Source organism: Paenarthrobacter sp. NPDC089307 (genome assembly GCF_040685055.1).
In the GTDB taxonomy this organism is placed as follows: domain Bacteria; phylum Actinomycetota; class Actinomycetes; order Actinomycetales; family Micrococcaceae; genus Arthrobacter.
This window is the reverse complement of the sequence record NZ_JBFBHE010000001.1, coordinates 292,703-311,741: the sequence shown is the minus strand read 5'-3', so window position 1 is coordinate 311,741 and position 19,039 is coordinate 292,703. Positions and strand designations below refer to the sequence as shown.

15 protein-coding genes and 1 tRNA gene are annotated in these 19,039 nt (G+C 63.0%); 8 read left to right on the top strand and 8 right to left on the bottom strand.

Annotation, left to right across the window (positions count from 1 at the left end; genetic code table 11):
* Nucleotides 1–106: 106 nt before the first annotated feature.
* From eda to AB0N72_RS01420, 5 genes are all read left to right on the top strand, one after another.
* Entirely contained in the window at nt 107–754 is a 648-nt protein-coding gene (eda, locus tag AB0N72_RS01440; RefSeq protein WP_363931499.1) for a bifunctional 4-hydroxy-2-oxoglutarate aldolase/2-dehydro-3-deoxy-phosphogluconate aldolase, read from the top strand.
* Nucleotides 754–1,311: an AAA family ATPase gene (locus tag AB0N72_RS01435; protein ID WP_363931498.1), complete on the top strand. Its 558-nt coding sequence runs from the start codon at nt 754–756 to the stop codon at nt 1,309–1,311. Before eda ends, AB0N72_RS01435 begins: the two co-directional genes overlap by 1 nt.
* Nucleotides 1,312–1,594: 283 nt before the next feature.
* Nucleotides 1,595–3,013 carry an MFS transporter gene (locus tag AB0N72_RS01430; protein ID WP_363931497.1) on the top strand — a complete coding sequence of 473 codons (1,419 nt, stop codon included), beginning with the start codon at nt 1,595–1,597 and terminating at the stop codon, nt 3,011–3,013.
* A gap of 116 nt (nt 3,014–3,129) precedes the next feature.
* Nucleotides 3,130–3,942, top strand: a complete 813-nt coding sequence (locus AB0N72_RS01425) for a sugar phosphate isomerase/epimerase family protein (RefSeq protein WP_363931661.1) — start codon at nt 3,130–3,132, stop codon at nt 3,940–3,942.
* A 106-nt stretch (nt 3,943–4,048) separates the two neighbouring features.
* The gene (locus AB0N72_RS01420; RefSeq protein ID WP_363931496.1) at nt 4,049–4,840 is read left to right on the top strand and encodes an SDR family oxidoreductase; all 792 of its coding nucleotides are present in this window, start codon (nt 4,049–4,051) and stop codon (nt 4,838–4,840) included.
* Nucleotides 4,841–5,286: 446 nt separating this feature from the next.
* Here AB0N72_RS01420 and AB0N72_RS01415 read toward each other — a convergent pair whose 3' ends face one another.
* The 4 genes from AB0N72_RS01415 to AB0N72_RS01400 all read right to left on the bottom strand — a co-directional run bounded on the left by AB0N72_RS01415 (nt 5,287) and on the right by AB0N72_RS01400 (nt 9,717).
* On the bottom strand, nt 5,287–6,318 hold the full coding sequence (locus AB0N72_RS01415) for an aldo/keto reductase (protein ID WP_363931495.1): 1,032 nt from the start codon (nt 6,316–6,318) through the stop codon (nt 5,287–5,289).
* 135 nt (nt 6,319–6,453) lie between these two features.
* On the bottom strand, nt 6,454–8,250 hold the full coding sequence (gene selB, locus AB0N72_RS01410) for a selenocysteine-specific translation elongation factor (RefSeq protein WP_363931494.1): 1,797 nt from the start codon (nt 8,248–8,250) through the stop codon (nt 6,454–6,456).
* A 3-nt stretch (nt 8,251–8,253) separates the two neighbouring features.
* Nucleotides 8,254–9,585 (bottom strand): L-seryl-tRNA(Sec) selenium transferase, encoded by a 1,332-nt coding sequence (gene selA, locus AB0N72_RS01405; protein WP_363931493.1) that lies wholly within the window; start codon nt 9,583–9,585, stop codon nt 8,254–8,256.
* A gap of 37 nt (nt 9,586–9,622) precedes the next feature.
* Nucleotides 9,623–9,717, bottom strand: a tRNA-Sec gene (locus AB0N72_RS01400).
* Nucleotides 9,718–9,760: 43 nt separating this feature from the next.
* Between AB0N72_RS01400 and selD the strand changes: the two genes are divergently transcribed.
* Nucleotides 9,761–10,786, top strand: a complete 1,026-nt coding sequence (gene selD, locus AB0N72_RS01395; protein WP_363931492.1) for a selenide, water dikinase SelD — start codon at nt 9,761–9,763, stop codon at nt 10,784–10,786.
* Nucleotides 10,787–10,800: 14 nt separating this feature from the next.
* On the opposite strand, the gene nrfD is transcribed toward selD, so the two are convergent.
* From nrfD to fdh, 3 genes are read right to left on the bottom strand one after another with little or no spacing between them, the layout of a single operon-like run.
* Nucleotides 10,801–11,892 (bottom strand): NrfD/PsrC family molybdoenzyme membrane anchor subunit, encoded by a 1,092-nt coding sequence (gene nrfD / locus AB0N72_RS01390; protein ID WP_363931491.1) that lies wholly within the window; start codon nt 11,890–11,892, stop codon nt 10,801–10,803.
* Entirely contained in the window at nt 11,889–12,899 is a 1,011-nt protein-coding gene (locus AB0N72_RS01385; protein WP_363931490.1) for a 4Fe-4S dicluster domain-containing protein, read from the bottom strand. Before AB0N72_RS01385 ends, nrfD begins: the two co-directional genes overlap by 4 nt.
* A complete protein-coding gene (fdh, locus tag AB0N72_RS01380; RefSeq protein WP_363931489.1) occupies nt 12,900–16,220 on the bottom strand; it encodes a formate dehydrogenase in 3,321 nt (1,106 codons plus the stop codon). It lies immediately after the preceding gene.
* 263 nt (nt 16,221–16,483) lie between these two features.
* Between fdh and AB0N72_RS01375 the strand changes: the two genes are divergently transcribed.
* Entirely contained in the window at nt 16,484–16,891 is a 408-nt protein-coding gene (locus AB0N72_RS01375; RefSeq protein WP_363931488.1) for a rhodanese-like domain-containing protein, read from the top strand.
* A 78-nt stretch (nt 16,892–16,969) separates the two neighbouring features.
* Here the strand turns inward: AB0N72_RS01375 and AB0N72_RS01370 are convergent, their stop codons facing one another.
* Nucleotides 16,970–17,911, bottom strand: a complete 942-nt coding sequence (locus AB0N72_RS01370; RefSeq protein WP_363931487.1) for a LysR family transcriptional regulator — start codon at nt 17,909–17,911, stop codon at nt 16,970–16,972.
* A gap of 120 nt (nt 17,912–18,031) precedes the next feature.
* On the opposite strand from AB0N72_RS01370, the gene AB0N72_RS01365 reads away from it, so the two are divergent.
* A complete protein-coding gene (locus AB0N72_RS01365) occupies nt 18,032–19,024 on the top strand; it encodes a DUF1852 domain-containing protein (RefSeq protein WP_363931486.1) in 993 nt (330 codons plus the stop codon).
* Nucleotides 19,025–19,039: the final 15 nt, after the last annotated feature.

Here is a 19,039-nt window from a genome sequence, read left to right as displayed (position 1 = left end):
AGATCGGTTGCAATAACACTATGGATGGTGGGAGAGTTTGTCAACGAACATCAATGGAGCCGGGCCGCTCGATAAAAAGATGCCACCCGGCCAGAGAGAGGCCGCCATGAACAAAAAACTTCGCACCCTGCAGACCATCGACGAGTCCGGGGCCGTACTGATCGTCCGGCTGGATAGTGCCGAAGTCGCCGAAAAGGTCGCGGAGGCCGCCATCGAAGGAGGCTTCCGGGCGCTGGAGATCACCCTTTCGGTTCCCGGTGCCGTAGACGTGATCCGCAGGCTGGCCGCCAAGCACGGACCAAGCGGTGTGGCGGTCGGCGCAGGAACCGTACTCGACGAGCACGCCGCGTACGAGTGCATTCGCGCCGGGGCCGAGTTTCTGGTCAGTCCGCAACTGAACCCTGCGATGATCCGTACAGCAAACCGCTACCAGATACCAACAATCAGCGGAGCGTACACCCCTACGGAATTCGTCGAGTCTGCCGAGGCAGGCGCTGACATACTCAAACTCTTCCCCACTGAAGCGGGCGGTGTGGCCTATGCGAAAGCCGCGCTGGCACCACTGGCACATCTGCCCATCATGCCTGCTGGTGGCGTGACTCTGGAGAATGTGGGCGAATGGTTCGCCGCTGGCGTGGCAGGCGTCGGCGTCGGCAGCTATGTAACAAAGGCGTGGCAGCCGGACGGCGACTTTACCCGCGTCACCGAAGCAGCCAGGTCTTTTCTCGCTGCAGTAGCAGAGGCCCGCCGGTAATGTCCACGGAAGTCTTCATCGTCATCGGACCGGCCGGCTCAGGAAAAACCACCATTGCCCAACAAACGGCTGAAAAGCACCAGGCGGCATACCTGGACAAGGACCGGGTGAGCGGCCGTTTTGTCGAGTTCGCCCTGACCGCCACCGGCCATGACCCAACCGACCGCGAGTCCAACGACTTCTATCGCGCAAACCTGTTGCCTCTCGAGTACGCGACCCTCATGGATGTGGCCGGGATAAACCTGCGCCTCGGCCGGTCCGTGGTCCTCGATGCCCCTTTCGGGGCCTATTTTGGCGACCCGGACTATTTGGCCAGGGCGGCAAATGACTTCAACTGGCCGTCCCCCGTTATCACTGTGATAAGGGTCCGGGTGCCGCAAGACGTTCTGCGTTCGCGGCTCACCCGCCGCGGCCTTGAGCGCGATCAGTGGAAACTTGCGCACTGGGACGACTATTGGGCCACCTACGGCAAGCTGGAATGCACCTGGTCCGGCGTGCAGTTTCAGGACCTCAACAACGAGGCTCACCTCCCGTCGATTGATGCCGCCTCGCGGTGAGGTGCAACCGGCTTTGGCTTCGACGCTTCGGAGGGGCCGAACGTTGACAAGCATCACATCGCATCCGTATTGTTGAATGCAACCGATCTCAGCAATCGATCTCATTCGGGATCTGGAGGTCAATTGAAAGTTTTACCGCTACAGAGGAAGCAGCGCCGCACAGCCTCCGTCCTCGGCCATCCGTTATCCAGTCGGACCCATCTGGGCGGCCCGACCCGCACACGAGGTGCTCAGAACCAAGCACTATAACCACAGCGCTAAACGTGAAAACATGGAGAGTTCAATGAAGACCTCAAATGAAGCCGTCGGCAGTCCCGACACTTCGGGGCGTCCCGAAACGCCCAAGCATCCGCGCCGCACCCTGAACTTGGTGGCGGGCACGATCGGCCACTTCGTTGAGTGGTACGACTGGTACATTTACGGGCTGCTAGCGGCAGTATTCTCTTCCCAGATATTCCCCAGCGACTCCGCTTTCGCTTCCCTGATCGCCGCCCTGCTCACCTATGCCGTTGGGTTTGTTGTACGGCCGCTGAGCGGAATCATTATTTCTCCGCTGGCTGACCGCTTCGGTCGAAGGCTCATCCTAACGCTGGCCATCTCAGGGATGGCACTCGGTGCCCTGATCATCGGCCTAACCCCCTCATTCGCAACAATCGGCTATGCAGCGCCCGTTCTCTTCCTGGTTGCACGCGTTCTCCAAGGGGTCTCGGCCGGCAGTGAGGCGCAGAGCGCCATCGCCTTCATGGTGGAACATGCTCCCTCAAACCGCCGGGGACTGTTCGGTTCGTTTTCCAATATGGCGAGCGGTCTCGCGACCCTCGCAGCTACCGGCGCCGCGGCAATGGTTACTTCATCCTTCTCGACGGCCGACCTCGCCGCCTGGGGATGGCGCATCCCATTCGTTGTGGGAGGCTTGCTCGGCATCGTCGGTCTAATCCTCAGGGCGCGGGCAGAAGAAACCCCCGAGTTTGAAGCCGAAGCCCTCGTCGATCAAAAATCCGGCGCGGCCCGACTGATGGACCTCCTGCGCGAACACCCGAAAGCGCTGCTCCAGGCCGCCGCGCTCTCTGCCCCGGCCGTGGCTTACTACACCTGGGCTACCTTCCTTCCCACGTACGCCAAACTGACCACAGGCCGGGACTTGTCCTCAACCCTGGCTGGAAACGTTATCGGGCTGGTTCTGCTGGTGATTATCGTGCCGCTCTGCGGTGCGCTCTCGGACCGACTAGGTCGACGCAAAATCTTCCCAATCATCGGCGCCATCGGCATGATCGTTCTCTTCTACCCCCTGCTCCTGATCCTCAACCAGCCGGGCTTCTGGGTATACGTCCTGGTATCGGCTTCAGGGTGGGTTGTGCTCGGTATCTGGCAGTCGGTGTACCCGACCATCCAGGCCGAACTGTTTCCGGCATCAGTTCGGGTGTCAGGCATCGGGTTCGCGCACCAGATCGTGATTGCTGTCTTCGGCGGCACCGCACCGTTGGTCGCTGCTGCATTCGTCGGAGCCGGGCAGCCGATGCTCGTCGCCGTCTACATGATCGTCGTCGTTGCCCTCTGCCTCGTCGTCTACTTCACGCTGCCGGAGACCGGCAACCGTGGGGACCGCTCCACCGTGGCACTCGCTGACCCGGAGGTACTCAAAGGCGAACAGTTGGTTTCGGGAACAACGTCCATGGTCGACGTATCCAGGCACTCCAAATAAACACTCGGCAATGAGCTGTCGCAGCTCGGCCCCAGTGCAAAATTCATAGCGCGTTATAAGAAGAGGCCTTCTTCTACGTGGCGCGAAACCGAGAGGACTTCTCCTACGTGAACAGCATGATTATCAATACGTTTTCATACCTGTGGTCAGCGACTGCCATCGATGCGATCGCCGAACTCGTCGACAACGGCTACAAAACGTTCGAAGTTCCAGTAAGTTCTCCTCACTGCTGGCCGGATGAACTACCAAGCTCCGAACGCGCGTCAATTCGAGCCAGACTCAGCAAGTACGGTGCGAAAGTGCGGTCTTTGAACGCCGGCGGATACGACATCAATCTGGCCAGCCCGGGCGCCAACATGCGACGCAAAAGCATTGAACACATCAAGTCAGTAATTGACCTGGCCGAAGCTTGGGGCTCCTCCGAGGTCGTGATCTCCCCCGGCACACGCCGCCCAATGATTTCACCTTCCCTCGAGAACACCTATGGATGGATGTACGAGAGCCTGGAAAACCTCATCCCTCTGGCCAAGCAGGCGGGCGTACGGCTGCTGTTCGAAAACACACCGTATTGCTTCACCCCCACCATTCGGGACCTGGCAGGCGTGGTAGGCACCATCAACGACGATGCAGTCAAGATCGTCTACGACGTCGCCAATGCTGCCTACATCGAAGAGGATCCCGTAGCGGCTCTGCGTGAGCACCATGAATCCATCGGACTCGTGCATATCTCGGATACCGGCACGGACACTTGGGGGCACGACCCCATCGGCACAGGAGTCATCGACTGGGAGGGTCTGGGCAGCGTCGTCAGGGACACCTGCGGAGTCAGCAACGTTGTCCTGGAGATCATTCGGGAGGAGAACCCGGTACAAGAATTCGCAAAGGCAATGCAGGATCTCAAGAACCACGGATGGGAACTGGAAAGTTAGCCCCACGCCCGGCATTGAGCGGTACCAAGAATTTTCCAACCGTAAGAAACTGCATTGTTGAGAGTGAATTTTCAATGCGAAAAAACCTTTAAGAGGAGTTTGTGTAATGAGGGCTTTGGTCAGTGGCGGAAGCAGCGGAATCGGCGCAGCAGCATCCCTGAGACTCGCGGAAGCGGCTCTTACGCGTGGAGTGCAGCCAATGATCGCCGTATGCGGACACGAATCAAACAGCAGTCAAGAGCAGGTTGTTCGGTCAATACAGGCGATCGGAGGCACCGCCATCGCACTGGCAGGTGATCTCGGCGATCCCGAGTTGCCAAGCCAGTTGGTCAAAGCTGCCGTTGCAGAATTCGGCGGCCTGGACGCGCTGGTAGCCAACGCAGGAATCGCGAACCCCGGAGCCATATGCGACGTCTCCCTTGAGGACTGGGACGCAATGTTCTCCGTCAACCTCCGCGGATCATGGCTTCTCGCCAAAGCAAGCTACCAGCACTTGAAGGACAGCCACGGAGCCGCTTGTTTCACCTCCTCCATGTCAGGCCAACAACCCCATGCCGGGTCAGGAGCCTACAGCCCCAGCAAAGCTGCCCTGACGATGTTGGCCCAGACGCTCGCCTTGGAATGGGCGCCCGACGGCATCCGCGTAAATGTGGTCTCCCCAGGCATGACCCAGACACGGATGACCGAAAAGATGTACGAAGATCCCAAAATCAAGAAGGCACGGGAAGATATCATCCCGTTGGGGAGGATCGGAGATCCAAGGGACATCGCCAACGTGATCGAATTTCTCGTGAGCCCTCTATCCGGCTATGTCACCGGTCAAGATATCTGTGTCGATGGCGGCTTCTCAAAGTCCATTCTTAGTCATATTCCTGGTCGACCCAGTTCAATGTCCTAAGCCAAACTACAACCGGGTTCAGAGCCAGTAACGTCCTGCTGCCCCGTCGCCAATAAGCGGATGTTGCGGCGAGTTCTCGCTTCGCGGGGGGGAGAGGTGGGGCTGGAAACTGCCACTCTGCGGCCGAATTTGGAACCATCGCCTTCGTGGGCAGACAGTTCATTAATGGCCATGCTGGCGACGGGAGTATCGCTGCGTTTTCTGCGCCTCGGTCCACTCCCGCTTCACGTCCCACTACTCCCGACAGGCCGACGACGTCCAGCGCCATCCCGACGACGGCACCTCCGCGGACCTCGCCGCCCGATGGAACGCCAACACCGCTACGGCCGCAGACCCCGGAGAACCGTAGGCGGCTGCCTAACCAGTACTACTGTTGGCATTCAAAGCCACCTCACGACAGACGGCGTCGGCCTTGGGCCAACGCCGTCTGTTCTTGGTTTTTGAGGTTACCTGCCGCCTTCGATCTTGCGGCTGCGCTGTTGGATTGCCATGGGTCCGTAGGGATATACCCCGACGCGCGGCTGGCTTGCCTGGGTCAGAAGCTCAGTTTCCTCAGGCGTGAGTTCAAGCTCTGCGGCCGCAAGGTTGTCCGACAGTTGCTCCACGCTGCGGGCGCCGAGAATCACGGAGGTCACCGCAGGCCGGTCCACCAACCAGGCCAACGCCACCTGCGAGGCGCTCACGCCATGGTCAGCAGCAATCTTTTCCAGGGTTTCGATGATGTCCCAGGTGCGGGGGTCGTCGTTGCGGGCCTGCCATGCTTCCATGCCCCGGGTCGGATTCTCCCCAAGCCGGGTTGCGCCAACGGGTGACTCGTCACGCCTGTACTTGCCCGAGAGCCACCCACCGCCCAGAGGCGACCACGGCAGCAGGCCGATGCCCGCATCGAGGGACGCCGGGACGACCTCCCACTCGATCTCACGCACCAGCAGGCTGTACTGCGGCTGCAGGGTCACCGGCGCGCTCCAGCCATGGGCCTTTGCCAGGTGGACCGCTTTGGTTACCTGCCATCCCAGAAAGTTGGAGAAACCGTAGTACGCGATCTTGCCGCTGCTGACGGAGTCGTGAAGGAAACGGAGAGTCTCCTCCAGCGGCGTGATGGGATCCCACGCATGCATTTGGTAGAGGTCAATCTGCTCCACTCCCAGGCGCCGGAGGGAATCGTCGAGGGCTTTGGTCAGGTGGCGGCGTGAGGTGCCCACATCGTTCGGGAACTTGCCCATGGGAAAGCGTCCCTTCGTGGCCAGTACCACTTGGTCCCTCTGTTCCGGTCGGCTCGAGAGCCACCGTCCGATGATTTCCTCCGAGACGCCGGCACTGTAAACATCCGCCGTGTCGATGAAATTGCCGCCTGCAGCAACATACTCGTCCAGGATCGCGTGAGACGTTTCCTCGGTGGCTTCAGCCCCGAACGTCATGGTTCCGAGCGCGTAGTTCGATACCACGGCCCCGCTATTGCCCAATGTGCGGTATTGCATAACTCTCCTCAGTTCTCTCATCGAGGTGGTCCTGTCGGAGTCGACGATACGCACATCGCGGGGCGTGGTCAGCAGGTTTTCCTGCCCCTGTTCTTCCTAGGACGGGCAGTCCTACCCTCCCCCGACCTCCGGAAGTCAGCGCACCACTTTGCGGTGCCCGGCGTCCAGGCGCTCCGTCCAGCCACGCGAATCGAGGTATTCCAGCAGCGGAACCGCCACCCGACGTGTTGTGTGGAGCGCTTGGCGTGCCTGGCTCGTGGTGAAGGGCTGCTCGAGGCGGGCGAGCGTTCGCATCGCAAGCGCCGGCGCCGTTGGCAGCAACACCACCCCGTCACGCAGCCGCAGCACGCGACCCTTGCGTTCTGCAGCGGCAAGTTCCCGGACACCCAGACCCAGAGCTGCCAACTCATCGGATTCAGGAGCACGGAACGCCTCGGCCCTCAGCCTGCTCTCCAAAGTGGCAATGGCCTGCTCGATGGGACCAAGATAGTCGTGGCTGCCCGGCAGGTGAATGTGCCCGCCGTCCTGCTCCAAGGCAGCACCCTTGATGACGTGGGAAAGGAGCTTTCCGTCGGGCAGCTTGAGCAGGTCCTGCGCCGCGCCCATGGAAAGACCGGGAGCCAGGGGATCTCGTTCCTGCAACTGTTGGACTGCGGTGTGGAGCCGATGCTGCCAGGCCTCGAGTACGGGGGCGTGTACCCACCAACCGCCTATGACTTGTACGCCGGGCGGCGCGTCGGAGTCGAGCCCGGCCAGGAGTCCAAGCTTGAACAACTGTTGGACGTGGACCGCTCCGCGGGCCGCTACCTCTGCCTGGACGTCTCCACTGGGATCCATGCGTGCAAGCCGCTCGGCCCAGCGGGCGCCGTCGCCGCGTCGCCGCAGGGCAGGCGGATCAGCATCGAGGACACGCGCGCCACCGAGCACAGAGCGGCTCCCCGGGTCCCGCAGCACCAGCCTGTCCCCGGGAACGAGGGGCAGTTTCCTGTCGAGGACGAGACGGGCGTGGTCAGCGCCGAAGCGACGTAATCGTGCGGGCACAGACGCCGTGCCGACATGCACCGTGAGCTGCTCCGGCACTTCCAAATAGCCCACTCCCGTGATGCGCTGGATGCCGACAACCGCAGTTGCAGGCCAAGCACCGGGAGTAACCAGCGCGTCTCCCCGCCGGACATCCGTTGCGGCGAGGTCACGGAGGTTCAATGCCACCCGGCTGACCGGTTCCACCGAGGTGCATGCCGTGTCACGGCTCTGCAGGCCGCGGACCGTTACGGGTCGGGAACGGTCGTGGCCGAGCAGCTCCAGCCGGTCCCCCTGGCTCAACGTTCCCGCAGCGAGCGTTCCGGTAACTACTGTTCCTGAACCGGTGATGGTGAACGAGCGATCCACCCACAACCGAACGCGACCTGTCAGGGCAGCGGCAGGCACGCGCGCGAGAACATCGTCAAGGGTGGCACGCAGCTCATCGAGCCCTGTCCCGTCGACGGCGGACACGGCTACTGCGGGCGCGTCCTGTAAACCGGTCCCTTCCAGCTCTGCGCGGGTCCGCGAGATTACCTCTGCGATCCGAGGGCCTGATGCCCTGTCCGTTCGGCTGAGCACTACCACCCCATGCTCGATGCCGAGAGCAGCCACTGCATCGCGGTGGTCGCTTGACTGTGCCTGCCACCCTTCGTCGGCGGCGACGACGAAGCAGACAACCGGCGCCGGCCCGATTCCGGCAAGCATGTTCCCCAGAAACCTTTCGTGCCCCGGTACGTCTACGAACGACACGTCCCGTCCGGACGGCAAGGTGGTCCAGGCATAGCCCAGGTCAATGGTCAGTCCGCGGCGGCGCTCCTCTTCCCAACGATCCGGCTCCATGCCGGTCAGGACGCGGACCAAGGTGCTTTTACCGGAATCGACGTGGCCTGCGGTGGCTATGACGTGCACTGCTCAGCCAGCCCCTCCGGCATCGGGGCCCGCCAGGAGTGCCAGGGCCTGCTGCACCGCTGCGAGGATCCGTTGATCATCCGCAGCCGGAACGCAGCGCAGGTCAATGAGGCATGCGCCGTCGTGAACACGCGGCAGGACAGCCGGGTTTCCGGTACGCAAACGAACTGCGAGATTCTCGGGAAGCTTCAGCGCCCATCCCGGCAAGGGAACTCCGGGAGCACCGCCACCTCCCACCCGGCCGTCATGGGCGACGACAGGAACCCCCAGGGCATGAGCCAGTTTGTCGGTCCGGCGACGCAACTGCCCGACGTCGGCATGCAGCGCCTGGACGACCGGCGGCGGTCCGCCCGCAAGAGTCGCCTCGAGGGCAGCGAGCGCAAGTTTGTCCGCCCGCACGGCGCGGGCAAGCGGGTGCCGGGCCAATCGTTCGATGATCTCCTTACGGCCCAACAGCAGCCCGGCCTGGGGGCCGCCCAGAAGTTTGTCACCGCTGGCGATGACGACGTCGGCCCCTCCCGCCAGGGCCGAGGCAACATCAGGTTCATCGGGGAGGTGGGGGTCGGGGGCCAACAGTCCGCTGCCCAGGTCTGCCACGAGCGGTACTGCGTTTGCCTTGGTTACCGGGCTGAGCTCCTGGAGCGCTACCGACGACGTGAATCCCTCCACGCGGAAGTTGCTCGGGTGGACCTTGAGGACGCAACCGGTGACCGGGCTGAGGGCGTTTTCATAGTCACGCAGGTGGGTCCTGTTGGTGGTACCCACCTCGCGAAGCCTTGCACCAGTGGATTCAATCAGGTCTGACAACCGGAAGCCGGCACCGATCTCAACAAATTCTCCGCGGCTCACCACCACCTCCCGGCCGGAGGCCAGGGCCGTGGTGGCCAGGACCAGGGCAGCTGCTCCGTTGTTGACCACCAGGGCGTCCTCAGCGGCAGGACAAGCGAGGAGCAATGCAGCCCTCGCACCGGCTCCCCGGCGGGACCGGCCGCCACTGGCAAGGTTGAGCTCCACGTCGACGTAGCCGCTGGCGGCAACAACCGCTTCAACCGCATCAGCAGAAAGGGGTGCGCGGCCCAGGTTCGTGTGGACGATGACGCCAGTGGCATTCAGGACAGGACGATGGCTTGTCGCCTGATGGCCAGCGACGGCGGCCTCCAGGGCCGGCACCACTTGGGCGGGTGGGAGCTCGCCGCGCCGGGCCTGGTCCTGGATATCCCGTACGAGTCCGCGGATGACCTGTGCGCTCATCCGTGTGCTGGCTTCGAGGACGACCGGCAGCGCCAACAGGTCATTCGTGCGGGGAATCAGCCGGCGGGGATCGACCTTGTCCACAGCCCTCCTCGTGTCACGGCATCAGCATGCCGATGTTTGGCGGTGGCGGACGGGAATCGAACCCGCCAGGCCGAGATGCTCGGCCTCACCGGTTTTGAAGACCGGGGGGCCCACCAGGACCCGGACGCCACCGCGCCTCAATATAGCAGGTTGCTTACGAGGGTACGCTGAACAGGTGAATGAGACTCAGACCACAACAAACGACGTCGATCGGGGCACCGGGGAAGAGCTGCGGCTCACCGAGTATGCCCACGGCGGGGGCTGCGCTTGCAAGATCCCGCCGGGCGAACTCGAAGACGCGGTCCGCGGCCTGATTGGCCAACCGGGGGCGGACGTTTTGGTCGGACTCGACAGTGGAGACGACGCCGCAGCGGTCCTGGTGCGAGACGATCTGGCGGTTCTTTCCACGGCCGACTTCTTCACCCCGGTAGTAAACGACGCTTTCGACTGGGGCCGGATCGCCGCCGCAAACGCCCTCTCGGACATCTACGCCATGGGCGGACGCCCCGTCACTGCGATCAACCTGGTCGGCTGGCCCAGGGGCGTCCTGCCAATGGAATTGATGACCGAAGTACTCCGAGGCGGCCTGAGTGTTGCGTCCCAAGCAGGCTGCCCCGTGCTGGGCGGGCACTCTATTGATGATCCTGAGCCGAAGTATGGCATGGCGGTGACCGGAGTCGCCCACCCCGACAAGCTTCTGCGCAACGACGCCGCGCAGGCCGGGTTGCCCATCACGCTAACCAAGCCCCTCGGCGTCGGACTTCTCAACAACCGGCACAAAAAGACCGGTGAGGTTTTCGCTGAGGCGGTGGAGACGATGGCGGCCCTGAACCGTGACGCGTCGGAAGCGGCGGTGGCCGCGGGCGTTCGTGCGGCCACGGATGTGACCGGTTTTGGCCTTCTGGGGCACCTGCACAAGATGGTCCGCGCCTCTGAAGTGGGCGCGGTGATCGATCTAAAGGCAGTGCCACTGCTCGATGGTGCCCTGGAAGCACTGCGTGACGGCTTTGTATCGGGAGGGACGCGACGGAACCTCGAATGGGTACGTCCACATCTGGCGTCCGCGCCCGGCATCACTGAAGACGATCTGCTGCTTCTGGCCGACGCCCAGACCTCCGGTGGGCTGTTGGTGGTCGGTGAACTGCCGGGGTACCCGGTGATTGGCCACACCACTGCCGCCCTGGGCATCGAGATCCGCTAGAGCTTGCGGCTGTATCAGCTGCCGGTGGTGATCCCGTCGTTGCTGATGCCGGCAGCGCGGCGTGCAGCCAGCCGCTTCTTCTGCGGTTCGATCGTGTAGCGGGGATCCCGGGCCGAGGACAGACCCGCCTCGAAGACTCCGAACCGTGTGAGGGCGGAGGCGGCCAGCAACGCGAGCCCCGACGCTGCGGCCACTGCGCGGTTGCGACCAGCCAGCAGCGCGCCGAGGCCACCGCCAACCGCCAACCGCTCGCTCCACCTGAGCATGGCTCCGGCTCTGCCCTGGTGCAGCGGCTCTGCTGCTATCGGGTCCATTCGGCGCTCCATTACCTTCATGGCTGCCACGTCGCCCAGGACGCCAAGCACTGCAAGCTTCCTGGCGGGACCTGCCTCACGTACCGGCGTGGTGATCATGGCCAGTCCGGCTGAGGCGAGACAGGCCGAACTCACGAAGACAAACGGCAGTTCCTCGTGAGCGGCGTTCCACGTTGGTGTGGCGGTGTCGCCCAGCAGGACAGCCGTGTACGCCGCCAGCGGACCCGCGAACACGGCCGCCTCAAACCCTGCCGGACCCTCGACAGCCTGCAGCACCTTCCGCAACGGACCCAGCGGGAGCCTGGAACCGAGCAGCCGGTCAATCTCGGCCGCAGCCGCTACGGCAGTGCCGGCGCTGAAGGCGCTGAGGATCCAGGAGCCCACACTCATCGGAGAGGTCACTTTGAAGGTCCGCAGCATGTTCAGGAAGCGCTCGGGCCTGCCCAGGTCCTTCACCAACGCTCCGGCGCCCAGGCCCACTGCTCCCAAGGCGCCCAGCCGGGCATTACGTCGCAAAATCGGACGCCCGGTCAGCTGTCCACCAAGACCAAGCAATGCCGAACCTCCGGCGACACCGCCAAGGAAAAGGTAAAGAGCCACGTCATCGCCCCAAGGCGCGGGTTTGACGACGGGCCGGCCGTAATAGGACGTGAACTCCGGCTCGGGAACCATGGGCATCTCCCGGAAGCCGTCGCTGACGTCCCGGCGACGACGTGCTCCGGGTTTGCCTTCCTGCCGCCGTCGGCGGGCAGGTTCCGAGGGCCGCACATTATCGAACTCCGAGAGGGTCACGCGCGTCCTCCCAGGAAAGCCAGGGCAGCCGCCGCGGCCATCCCCGCAACCGCCATGGCGGCCCGCCGGTACATCTTTGGCAGATCGGCTGTCGGCACCCGGGGGTCCGGCGGAAGTCCATAGACTTCCGGTTCGTCCAGCAGCAGGAAGACCGAACCTGTTCCGCCGACGCCATCGTTTTCGTTCGCGCCGTACAGCCTGGCTTCCGTCAAACCCTTGGCATGCAACTCGGCCACGCGATCCTTTGCCGCCTCCACCATGGCGTCGTGGTCGCCAAACTTGATGGACGTGGTGGGGCACGCCTTGGCACAGGCGGGCGTCTCGTCGTCGAGCAACCGGTCGTAACACAGCGTGCACTTCTGGGCGATGCCCACATTGGGTGTTGAGGGATGTTGGCCGTGCTGGTCATTCCTGCTGGTGGGCACTTTGACCGTGCCGTTGCTGCGTCGCTCGATGACTCCGAACGGGCACCCCGCCACGCAGGTTCCGCAGCCGTTGCATACGTCGTCCTGCACTACCACCGTGCCGAATTCGGTGCGGAAAAGAGCTCCAGTGGGGCAAACGTCAAGGCATCCGGCATGCGTGCAGTGCTTGCAGACGTCGGAGGACATCAGCCAGCGGAAGTCTGCCGTGTCCGGCGGGGTGGTGTCCGCCTCGGCGAGGTCGGTGCCCGCCGGCGATGCCGGGGACGGAGGACCGATGCGTGGCATTCCCAGATTGACCAGGGCGCGGCCTGATTCCCGTGCTTCGACTATCCGTTCCTGGCCCTGCTCGATAAAAGCGACATGGCGCCAGGTGCTGGCGCCAAGTGATCCGGTGTTGTCATAGGAGGACCCGAGCAGCTCAAGGTTTCCATCCTGCGGGTTGTGGTTCCACTCCTTGCAGGCGACTTCGCAGGCCTTGCAGCCGATGCAGATCGACGTATCAGTGAAGAACCCCTTGCGCGGATGGTTGTGCTCCCAGTGGGCATCGGTGGTGGGGTCGGTCGGTCCGGACAACTGGCCCATTTAGTCCTCCAGCGTGGGGTTGATAGCAGGGTCTATGCCTTCGGCTGCCGGGTCAGTGACGGCAGCGTTGCCGGTCTCGATAGTCACTCCGGCCCGCTCGCGGTACTCGGCAACCAAGGCAAGAAGTTCCTCTCCGCGCGGGCGGCGCCCCGGACGTATGTCGCAGGTGGCAACCTTCGATTCCTGTATCTGGACGTTGGGATCCAGGGTTACACCCAACAGGTCATTGGCGGCGTCACCGCTGACGACGGCGTTGTTTCCGACACCCCAGTGGTAGGGCAGCCCAATCTGGTGGACGGTATGGCCGCCGACTTTCAGTGGTGCCATCCGGTCGGTGACCAGCACCTTCGCCTCGATGGCGGAGCGCGGCGAAATAATCGTGGCCCAGCCGTAAGGCTCCAGTCCCAGTTCTGCCGCCAGTTCAGGCGAGACCTCACAGAACATCTCAGGTTGCAGTTCGGACAGGTACGGCAGCCAACGGCTCATCCCGCCCGCTGTGTGGTGCTCGGTGAGGCGGTACGTGGTGAAGACATAGGGGTAGACGTCCGCGCCACTGGTCCCCGCGCTCGGTGCGCTGGGGTTATCGGCCCGGGGGAACACCAGCCGCGCAGGGTTTTGCTGCTGCGCGTAGAGCGCATTGGCCACCGGCGATTCCTGGGCCTCGTAATGGGTGGGCAGCGGTCCGTCCAACAGGCCCTTGGGCGCGAACAGCCAGCCCTTGCCGTCGGCTTGCATGATGAACGGATCGTCGCCGCTCAAGGCTTCGGGACCACCGACGGAAGGATCAGGATGGCTGCCTGGCGCACGGTCGAGCGGGAAGTCGGGCACGTCGTCTCCGACCCACTTACCCTGGTCCTGATCCCACCAGATGTACTTCTTGCGCACACTCCACGGCTTACCGGCAGGGTCCGCCGATGCCCGGTTATAGAGGATCCTGCGGTTCGCTGGCCACGCCCATCCCCATTCCGGAGCAGCCGGCCCCTGTTCCTGGCCTGGTTTGCGGTTGGCCGCATGGTTGAAGCCGCCAGCGTACACCCCGGTATAGATCCAACAGCCAGCCGCAGTAGAACCGTCGGCCCGAAGTTCGGTGTAGGCGGAGAGGGGTTTCCCGGCGTCGGACCCATCAAGATGACGGCCGTTGATTTCCGCCAGCACTGCCTCCGCGTCCGGGTCGCCATGTTCGTCCGTGGGATAGTCCCAGGTCAGGTCGAGCAGTGGCCGGTCCCGTTCGTCGTCGGAACCGGCAAGCTTTTCCCGGATCCTGCGGCCGAGCTCGAAGAAGAACTGAAGCTCGCTTTGGCACTCCCCTGGCGGCGCCACAGCCTTGTGCCGCCACTGAAGCAGCCGCTGGGTCTGCGTGAAGGACCCGGCCTTCTCCACATGGGTTGCTGCCGGGAGGAAGAACACTTCTGTCTCAATATCTTCGGTCCGCAACTCCCCGGATTCGATTTCCGGGCTGTCCTTCCACCACGTCGCCGACTCAATAAGGTTCAGGTCACGAACCACCATCCACTTCAAATGCGCCATCGCCAGGCGCTGCATACGGCCGTGGGCCGACCCAACAGCGGGATTCTGTCCGAGCACGAAGTAGCCTTCCACTTCGTCCTCGAGCATGCCAATCACTGTCTCGTAGGTTCCGTGGGCTCCGTTCAGCCGGGGTAGATAGTCATAGGCCCAGTCGTTGTCCGCGTTCGCGGCCTCGCCCCACCAGGCCTTCAGCAGGCTGATGGTGTAAGCGTCGGCGTTGGCCCAATAACCCTTCTGTTGTTTCGAACCGATGGTGGACAGATATTTTTCGAGGGTGTCGTGGCGGCCGGCACTGGGCATGGGCAAATATCCCGGAAGCAGGTTGAAAAGGGTGGGAATGTCCGTGGAGCCTTGGATGCTGGCATGCCCACGCAGGGCCATGATTCCGCCACCCGGGCGCCCCATGTTCCCCAGCAGCAGCTGCAATATGGCCGCAGCCCGGATGAACTGCGCGCCCAGGGAGTGCTGGGTCCAACCCACGGCGTAGGCGAAACAGGTGGTCCTGTCCCGTCCCGAGTTTTCCGTGATGGCACGGGCCAAGTACTCGAAGTCCGCAACGCTGATGCCGCACATGTCCTGCACCATTTCCGCGGTGTACCGCGCATAGTGCCGCTTCACGATCTGGAAGACGGTCCGCGGATCCTGCAGTGTGTCGTCACGCTCAACCTCTGCGTGCTCCAGGGGCGGGCCACCGCTGCCGTAGGCGTGGCCTGCGGCCCGGGCAGTCGCATCGGCACCGTGTTCGGACCCGGGACCCGGTTCGTCAATGCTTCCATCGCCCCGTTCCGAATATGCCCACGAAGACGTGTCGTACGCGCCCTTCTCCGGGTCGAACCCGGAGAACAGGCCGCCGAGGTCCTCGGCGTCGCGGTAATCGTGGTGCACCAGTGTGGCGGCATTGGTGTAGGCACTGACGTACTCCTTGAACCAGAGGTCGTTGGAGATGACGTAGTTGATCAGGGCACCCAACAGAACAACGTCGGACCCGGCCCGGATGGGAATGTGCTTGTCCGAGACCGCCGAGGTCCGCGTGAACCTTGGATCAACGTGAATGACTTTGGCTCCCCGTGCCTTGGCCTCCGCCACCCACTGATAGCCAACAGGATGGCACTCGGCCATGTTGGAACCCTGGATAACGATGCAGTCGGCGTTGGCCATGTCCTGCAGCGATTGCGTAGCACCGCCGCGTCCAAACGAGGCTCCCAAACTGGGAACCGTGGCGGAGTGTCATATGCGGGCCTGGTTCTCGGTCTGCACCGCCCCTGCGGCCGTGAACAGCTTCTTGATGAGGTAGTTTTCTTCGTTGTCCAAAGTGGCGCCGCCCAAAGAGGCTATGCCCATGGTGCGGCGCAGTAGCCGGCCGTGATCGTCGTGCTGTTGCCACGTCCTGCGGCGCGTCTCGATGAACCTTTCCGCGATCATCTCGACGGCGGTATCGAGCTCCAGGTGTTCCCATTCAGTGGACCGCGGTGCACGGTAGAGCACTCTGGTCTGGCGACCCGGAGAGTTGACCAACTGTTCGCTGGCGGAGCCTTTGGGGCACAAGCGGCCGCGGGAGATCGGTGAATCCGGATCGCCCTCAATTTGGATGACCTTCTCGTCTTTGACGTAGACGCGCTGTCCACACCCAACGGCGCAATAGGGACAAACGCTTTGCACCACGCGGTCGGCAGTTGCTGTTCGCGGGGTTATTGCCTTGGTTTTGGCAGACGTGACCGCCGGTCCACGGCCCAAGAGGTCGCCCGTACCCAGTTGACGGACGACCGGCCATTGAAGAAAACTCCGCGGCACCATCTGTGGAGCATAACCCAAACCATGGCGGCAGCAACAGGACTACCGGCACGTGGCGTCCACAGCGGTGGCGGATTAACGACGGCGGCCGCGCAACCGCCGTCGTCGGCTGTTTTGAGGTGGTGGGCACCTGGGACCGGTTCCGTATCCCGGGCGTTCATTCTCTCGTTTAATGGAGGAAAGACTGACTGAGCAGCAGCCAGAGGGAGAAAATCACGACGATACCGCATAGTCCCGAAGGCGGGCCCGCAGCCAGGCGTGGGAGCTTGGCTGCGAGTGACTCCCCCGGGATTCTAACGATCGACCAGTTACTGGCTGAGAGCCGCATCGGGCTGGAGCGGGTCCACCCCTCGGATCTGGAGGGGGAGATCGAAAACGGCGCCCTCGTCGTTGACACACGGCCGGTGGAGCAGCGGAACCGTGATGGTGAGCTTCCGGGAGCGGTGGTCATTGACAGGAACGTTCTTGAATGGCGGCTCGATCCCTCCAGCCCGCACCGCATCCCGACCGCCGGCGACGCTTCCCGGCGGATCGTGATCGTCTGCAACGAGGGCTACAGTTCCAGCCTTGCCGCGCACACACTGCAACGGTTGGGGCTGCTTCATGCGACGGACCTCATCGGCGGTTTCCAGGCGTGGGCGGCACTGCGCAGGGAATCGAACCAACCGGATTAGACCGTCATCTCGTGTTCACATGGCCGCCCCCGGTCCAGCCGCCTCGCCCCAGCAAGCAGCCAACCGGCGACGTCGGGCTTAGTCAAGCAGCGCTACGCCGAACTCAGCGACGACAGCCCGCAATTCCCCAAGGTAGCGCTGCGCCTGGTCGGTAAGCGGAATCGCGGCGTGACCGATCCAGCCGATCTCGATGCGTTCGTCAACGTCGAGCGGGATGGCAACGATCTCCGGGTCGAGCTGCCCGCTGATGATACCCGTCGAGATCGTGTAGCCGTGGAGCCCAATCATGAGGTTGAAGATCGTCGCACGGTCGGAGACCCGGATCTCCTGCTTACTGGACAAGGTGGAGAGAATCTCCTCGGCGAAGTAGAAGGAGTTGTTCGCACCTTGATCGAAGGTTAGCCGCGGCAATCCGGCGAGATCATCGAGGGTCGCACGCTCTTTTGAGGCGAGCGGGTTCTTCCGTGAAATGAAAATGTGCGGATCGGCCAGGAAAAGCGGATTGAACGCGAGCCCGGATTCCCGGAGCAGCTTGTCGATGACTTTCCGGTTGAAATCGTTCCGGTAGAGGATGCCTATCTCGCTGCGGAGCGTCCGGACGTCCTCGATGATGTCCCAGGTGCGGGACTCACGCAGCGAGAACTCGTATTCGGCCACCTCAGTCGCCTTGACCATCCGGACGAAGGCGTCCACAGCGAACGAGTAGTGCTGCGTTGACACCCCTAGCAGACGTCGCCGCGGTGGCCTGCCAAGGTAGCGCTGCTCAAGGAGAGCGAACTGCTCGACGACCTGCCTGGCGTAGCCGAGGAACTCTACCCCGTCGGCGGTGAGGGTGACTCCGCGGGCGGAGCGGAGCAGGAGCGCACGGCCCACCCGGGCCTCAAGGTCCTTCATCGCGGCGGACATTGTCGGCTGCGCTACGTAGAGAAGATCGGCGGCCGCGGAGATCGATCCCTCAGCGGCAACTTCTATGAAGTAGCGAAGCTGCTGCAAGGTCAATCCGCTCGAAATTTGGGCCATAGGTAGATTCTATATGCCCGCATAGCAACCACTAGTTACCTGATAGCCCTCGGAAGGTTGCACCATGGATACACCACCTTCTGAAAGGCCGTCTCCGGCCATCAACAACGGATTGGCAACATGGCAGACGACTTCACCTTCAGCATCACCACGACCCCCTTCAACGAGGACTACTCCCCGTCGGAAGGCTCGAGGATCACGACGAATTTCGCCAACCTGGCACGTGGCGAGCACCGCCAGGAGAACCTCCGCAACGCCTTGACCATGATTCGGCGCCGCTTCAATGATCTCGCAGACTGGGACAATCCGGACCGGGACCGTTACACGCTCGAGCTTGAGATCGTCTCCGTTCAGATAGAGTTCACTGCGGAGGGCACGGATCAGCAGTTCCCGCTGTTCGAGGTTCTCGACATCCAGATCGTCGACCAGCTGAACGGGGTCCGGCACCATGGGATCGTGGGGAACAACTTCTCCTCCTACGTCCGTGATTTCGACTTCAGCGTCGTACTGCCAGCGGCAGCAGCGGAGTCAGGCAAGCCCAGCATTCCCGAGGACTTCGGCGACCTTCACGGCAAACTGTTCCAGCAATTCCTCGATTCCCCGGCCGCCCGGGAACGCTTCCCGCAGCCGCCTGTGGTGTGCATCAGCGTCTCCACGAGCAAGACCTACCGGCGAACGGAAAACCGTCACCCTGTCCTGGGCGTCGAGTACCAGCAGGACGAGTTCTCGCTGACGGACGCGTACTTCGCAAAGATGGGGCTGCAGGTTCGCTACTTCATGCCACGCGGCAGCGTTGCTCCCCTCGCCTTCTATTTCCGGGGCGACCTGCTCAACGACTACACCAACCTGCAGCTCATCGGCACCATCAGCACCATGGAGACGTTCCAGAAGATCTACCGCCCGGAGATCTACAACGCGAACTCGGCCGCCGCCCACCTCTACCAGCCGAGCCTGGGAGAGCAGGATTACTCGCGGACCCAGATCGCTTACGACCGCGTCGAGCGCGCCCAGCTCGCGGTCACTCAGGCGAAGTACACGGAGGAACACTTCATCACGCCCCACAAGGACCTGCTGGACCAGTGGACCGCCAAACAACCCGCTCTCGTCAACTGACCCACGGAGACTCGT

Excerpts from the sequence above, each read along its gene's own strand:
- AB0N72_RS01420 (WP_363931496.1), top strand. The coding sequence starts at position 4,049 with ATGAGGGCTTTGGTCAGTGGCGGAAGCAGCGGAATCGGCGCAGCAGCA.
- AB0N72_RS01435 (WP_363931498.1), top strand. The coding sequence starts at position 754 with ATGTCCACGGAAGTCTTCATCGTCATCGGACCGGCCGGCTCAGGAAAA.
- AB0N72_RS01415 (WP_363931495.1), bottom strand. The coding sequence starts at position 6,318 with ATGCAATACCGCACATTGGGCAATAGCGGGGCCGTGGTATCGAACTAC.
- eda (WP_363931499.1), top strand. The coding sequence starts at position 107 with ATGAACAAAAAACTTCGCACCCTGCAGACCATCGACGAGTCCGGGGCC.
- AB0N72_RS01365 (WP_363931486.1), top strand. The coding sequence starts at position 18,032 with ATGGCAGACGACTTCACCTTCAGCATCACCACGACCCCCTTCAACGAG.
- AB0N72_RS01430 (WP_363931497.1), top strand. The coding sequence starts at position 1,595 with ATGAAGACCTCAAATGAAGCCGTCGGCAGTCCCGACACTTCGGGGCGT.
- AB0N72_RS01385 (WP_363931490.1), bottom strand. The coding sequence starts at position 12,899 with ATGGGCCAGTTGTCCGGACCGACCGACCCCACCACCGATGCCCACTGG.
- AB0N72_RS01425 (WP_363931661.1), top strand. The coding sequence starts at position 3,130 with ATGATTATCAATACGTTTTCATACCTGTGGTCAGCGACTGCCATCGAT.
- AB0N72_RS01370 (WP_363931487.1), bottom strand. The coding sequence starts at position 17,911 with ATGGCCCAAATTTCGAGCGGATTGACCTTGCAGCAGCTTCGCTACTTC.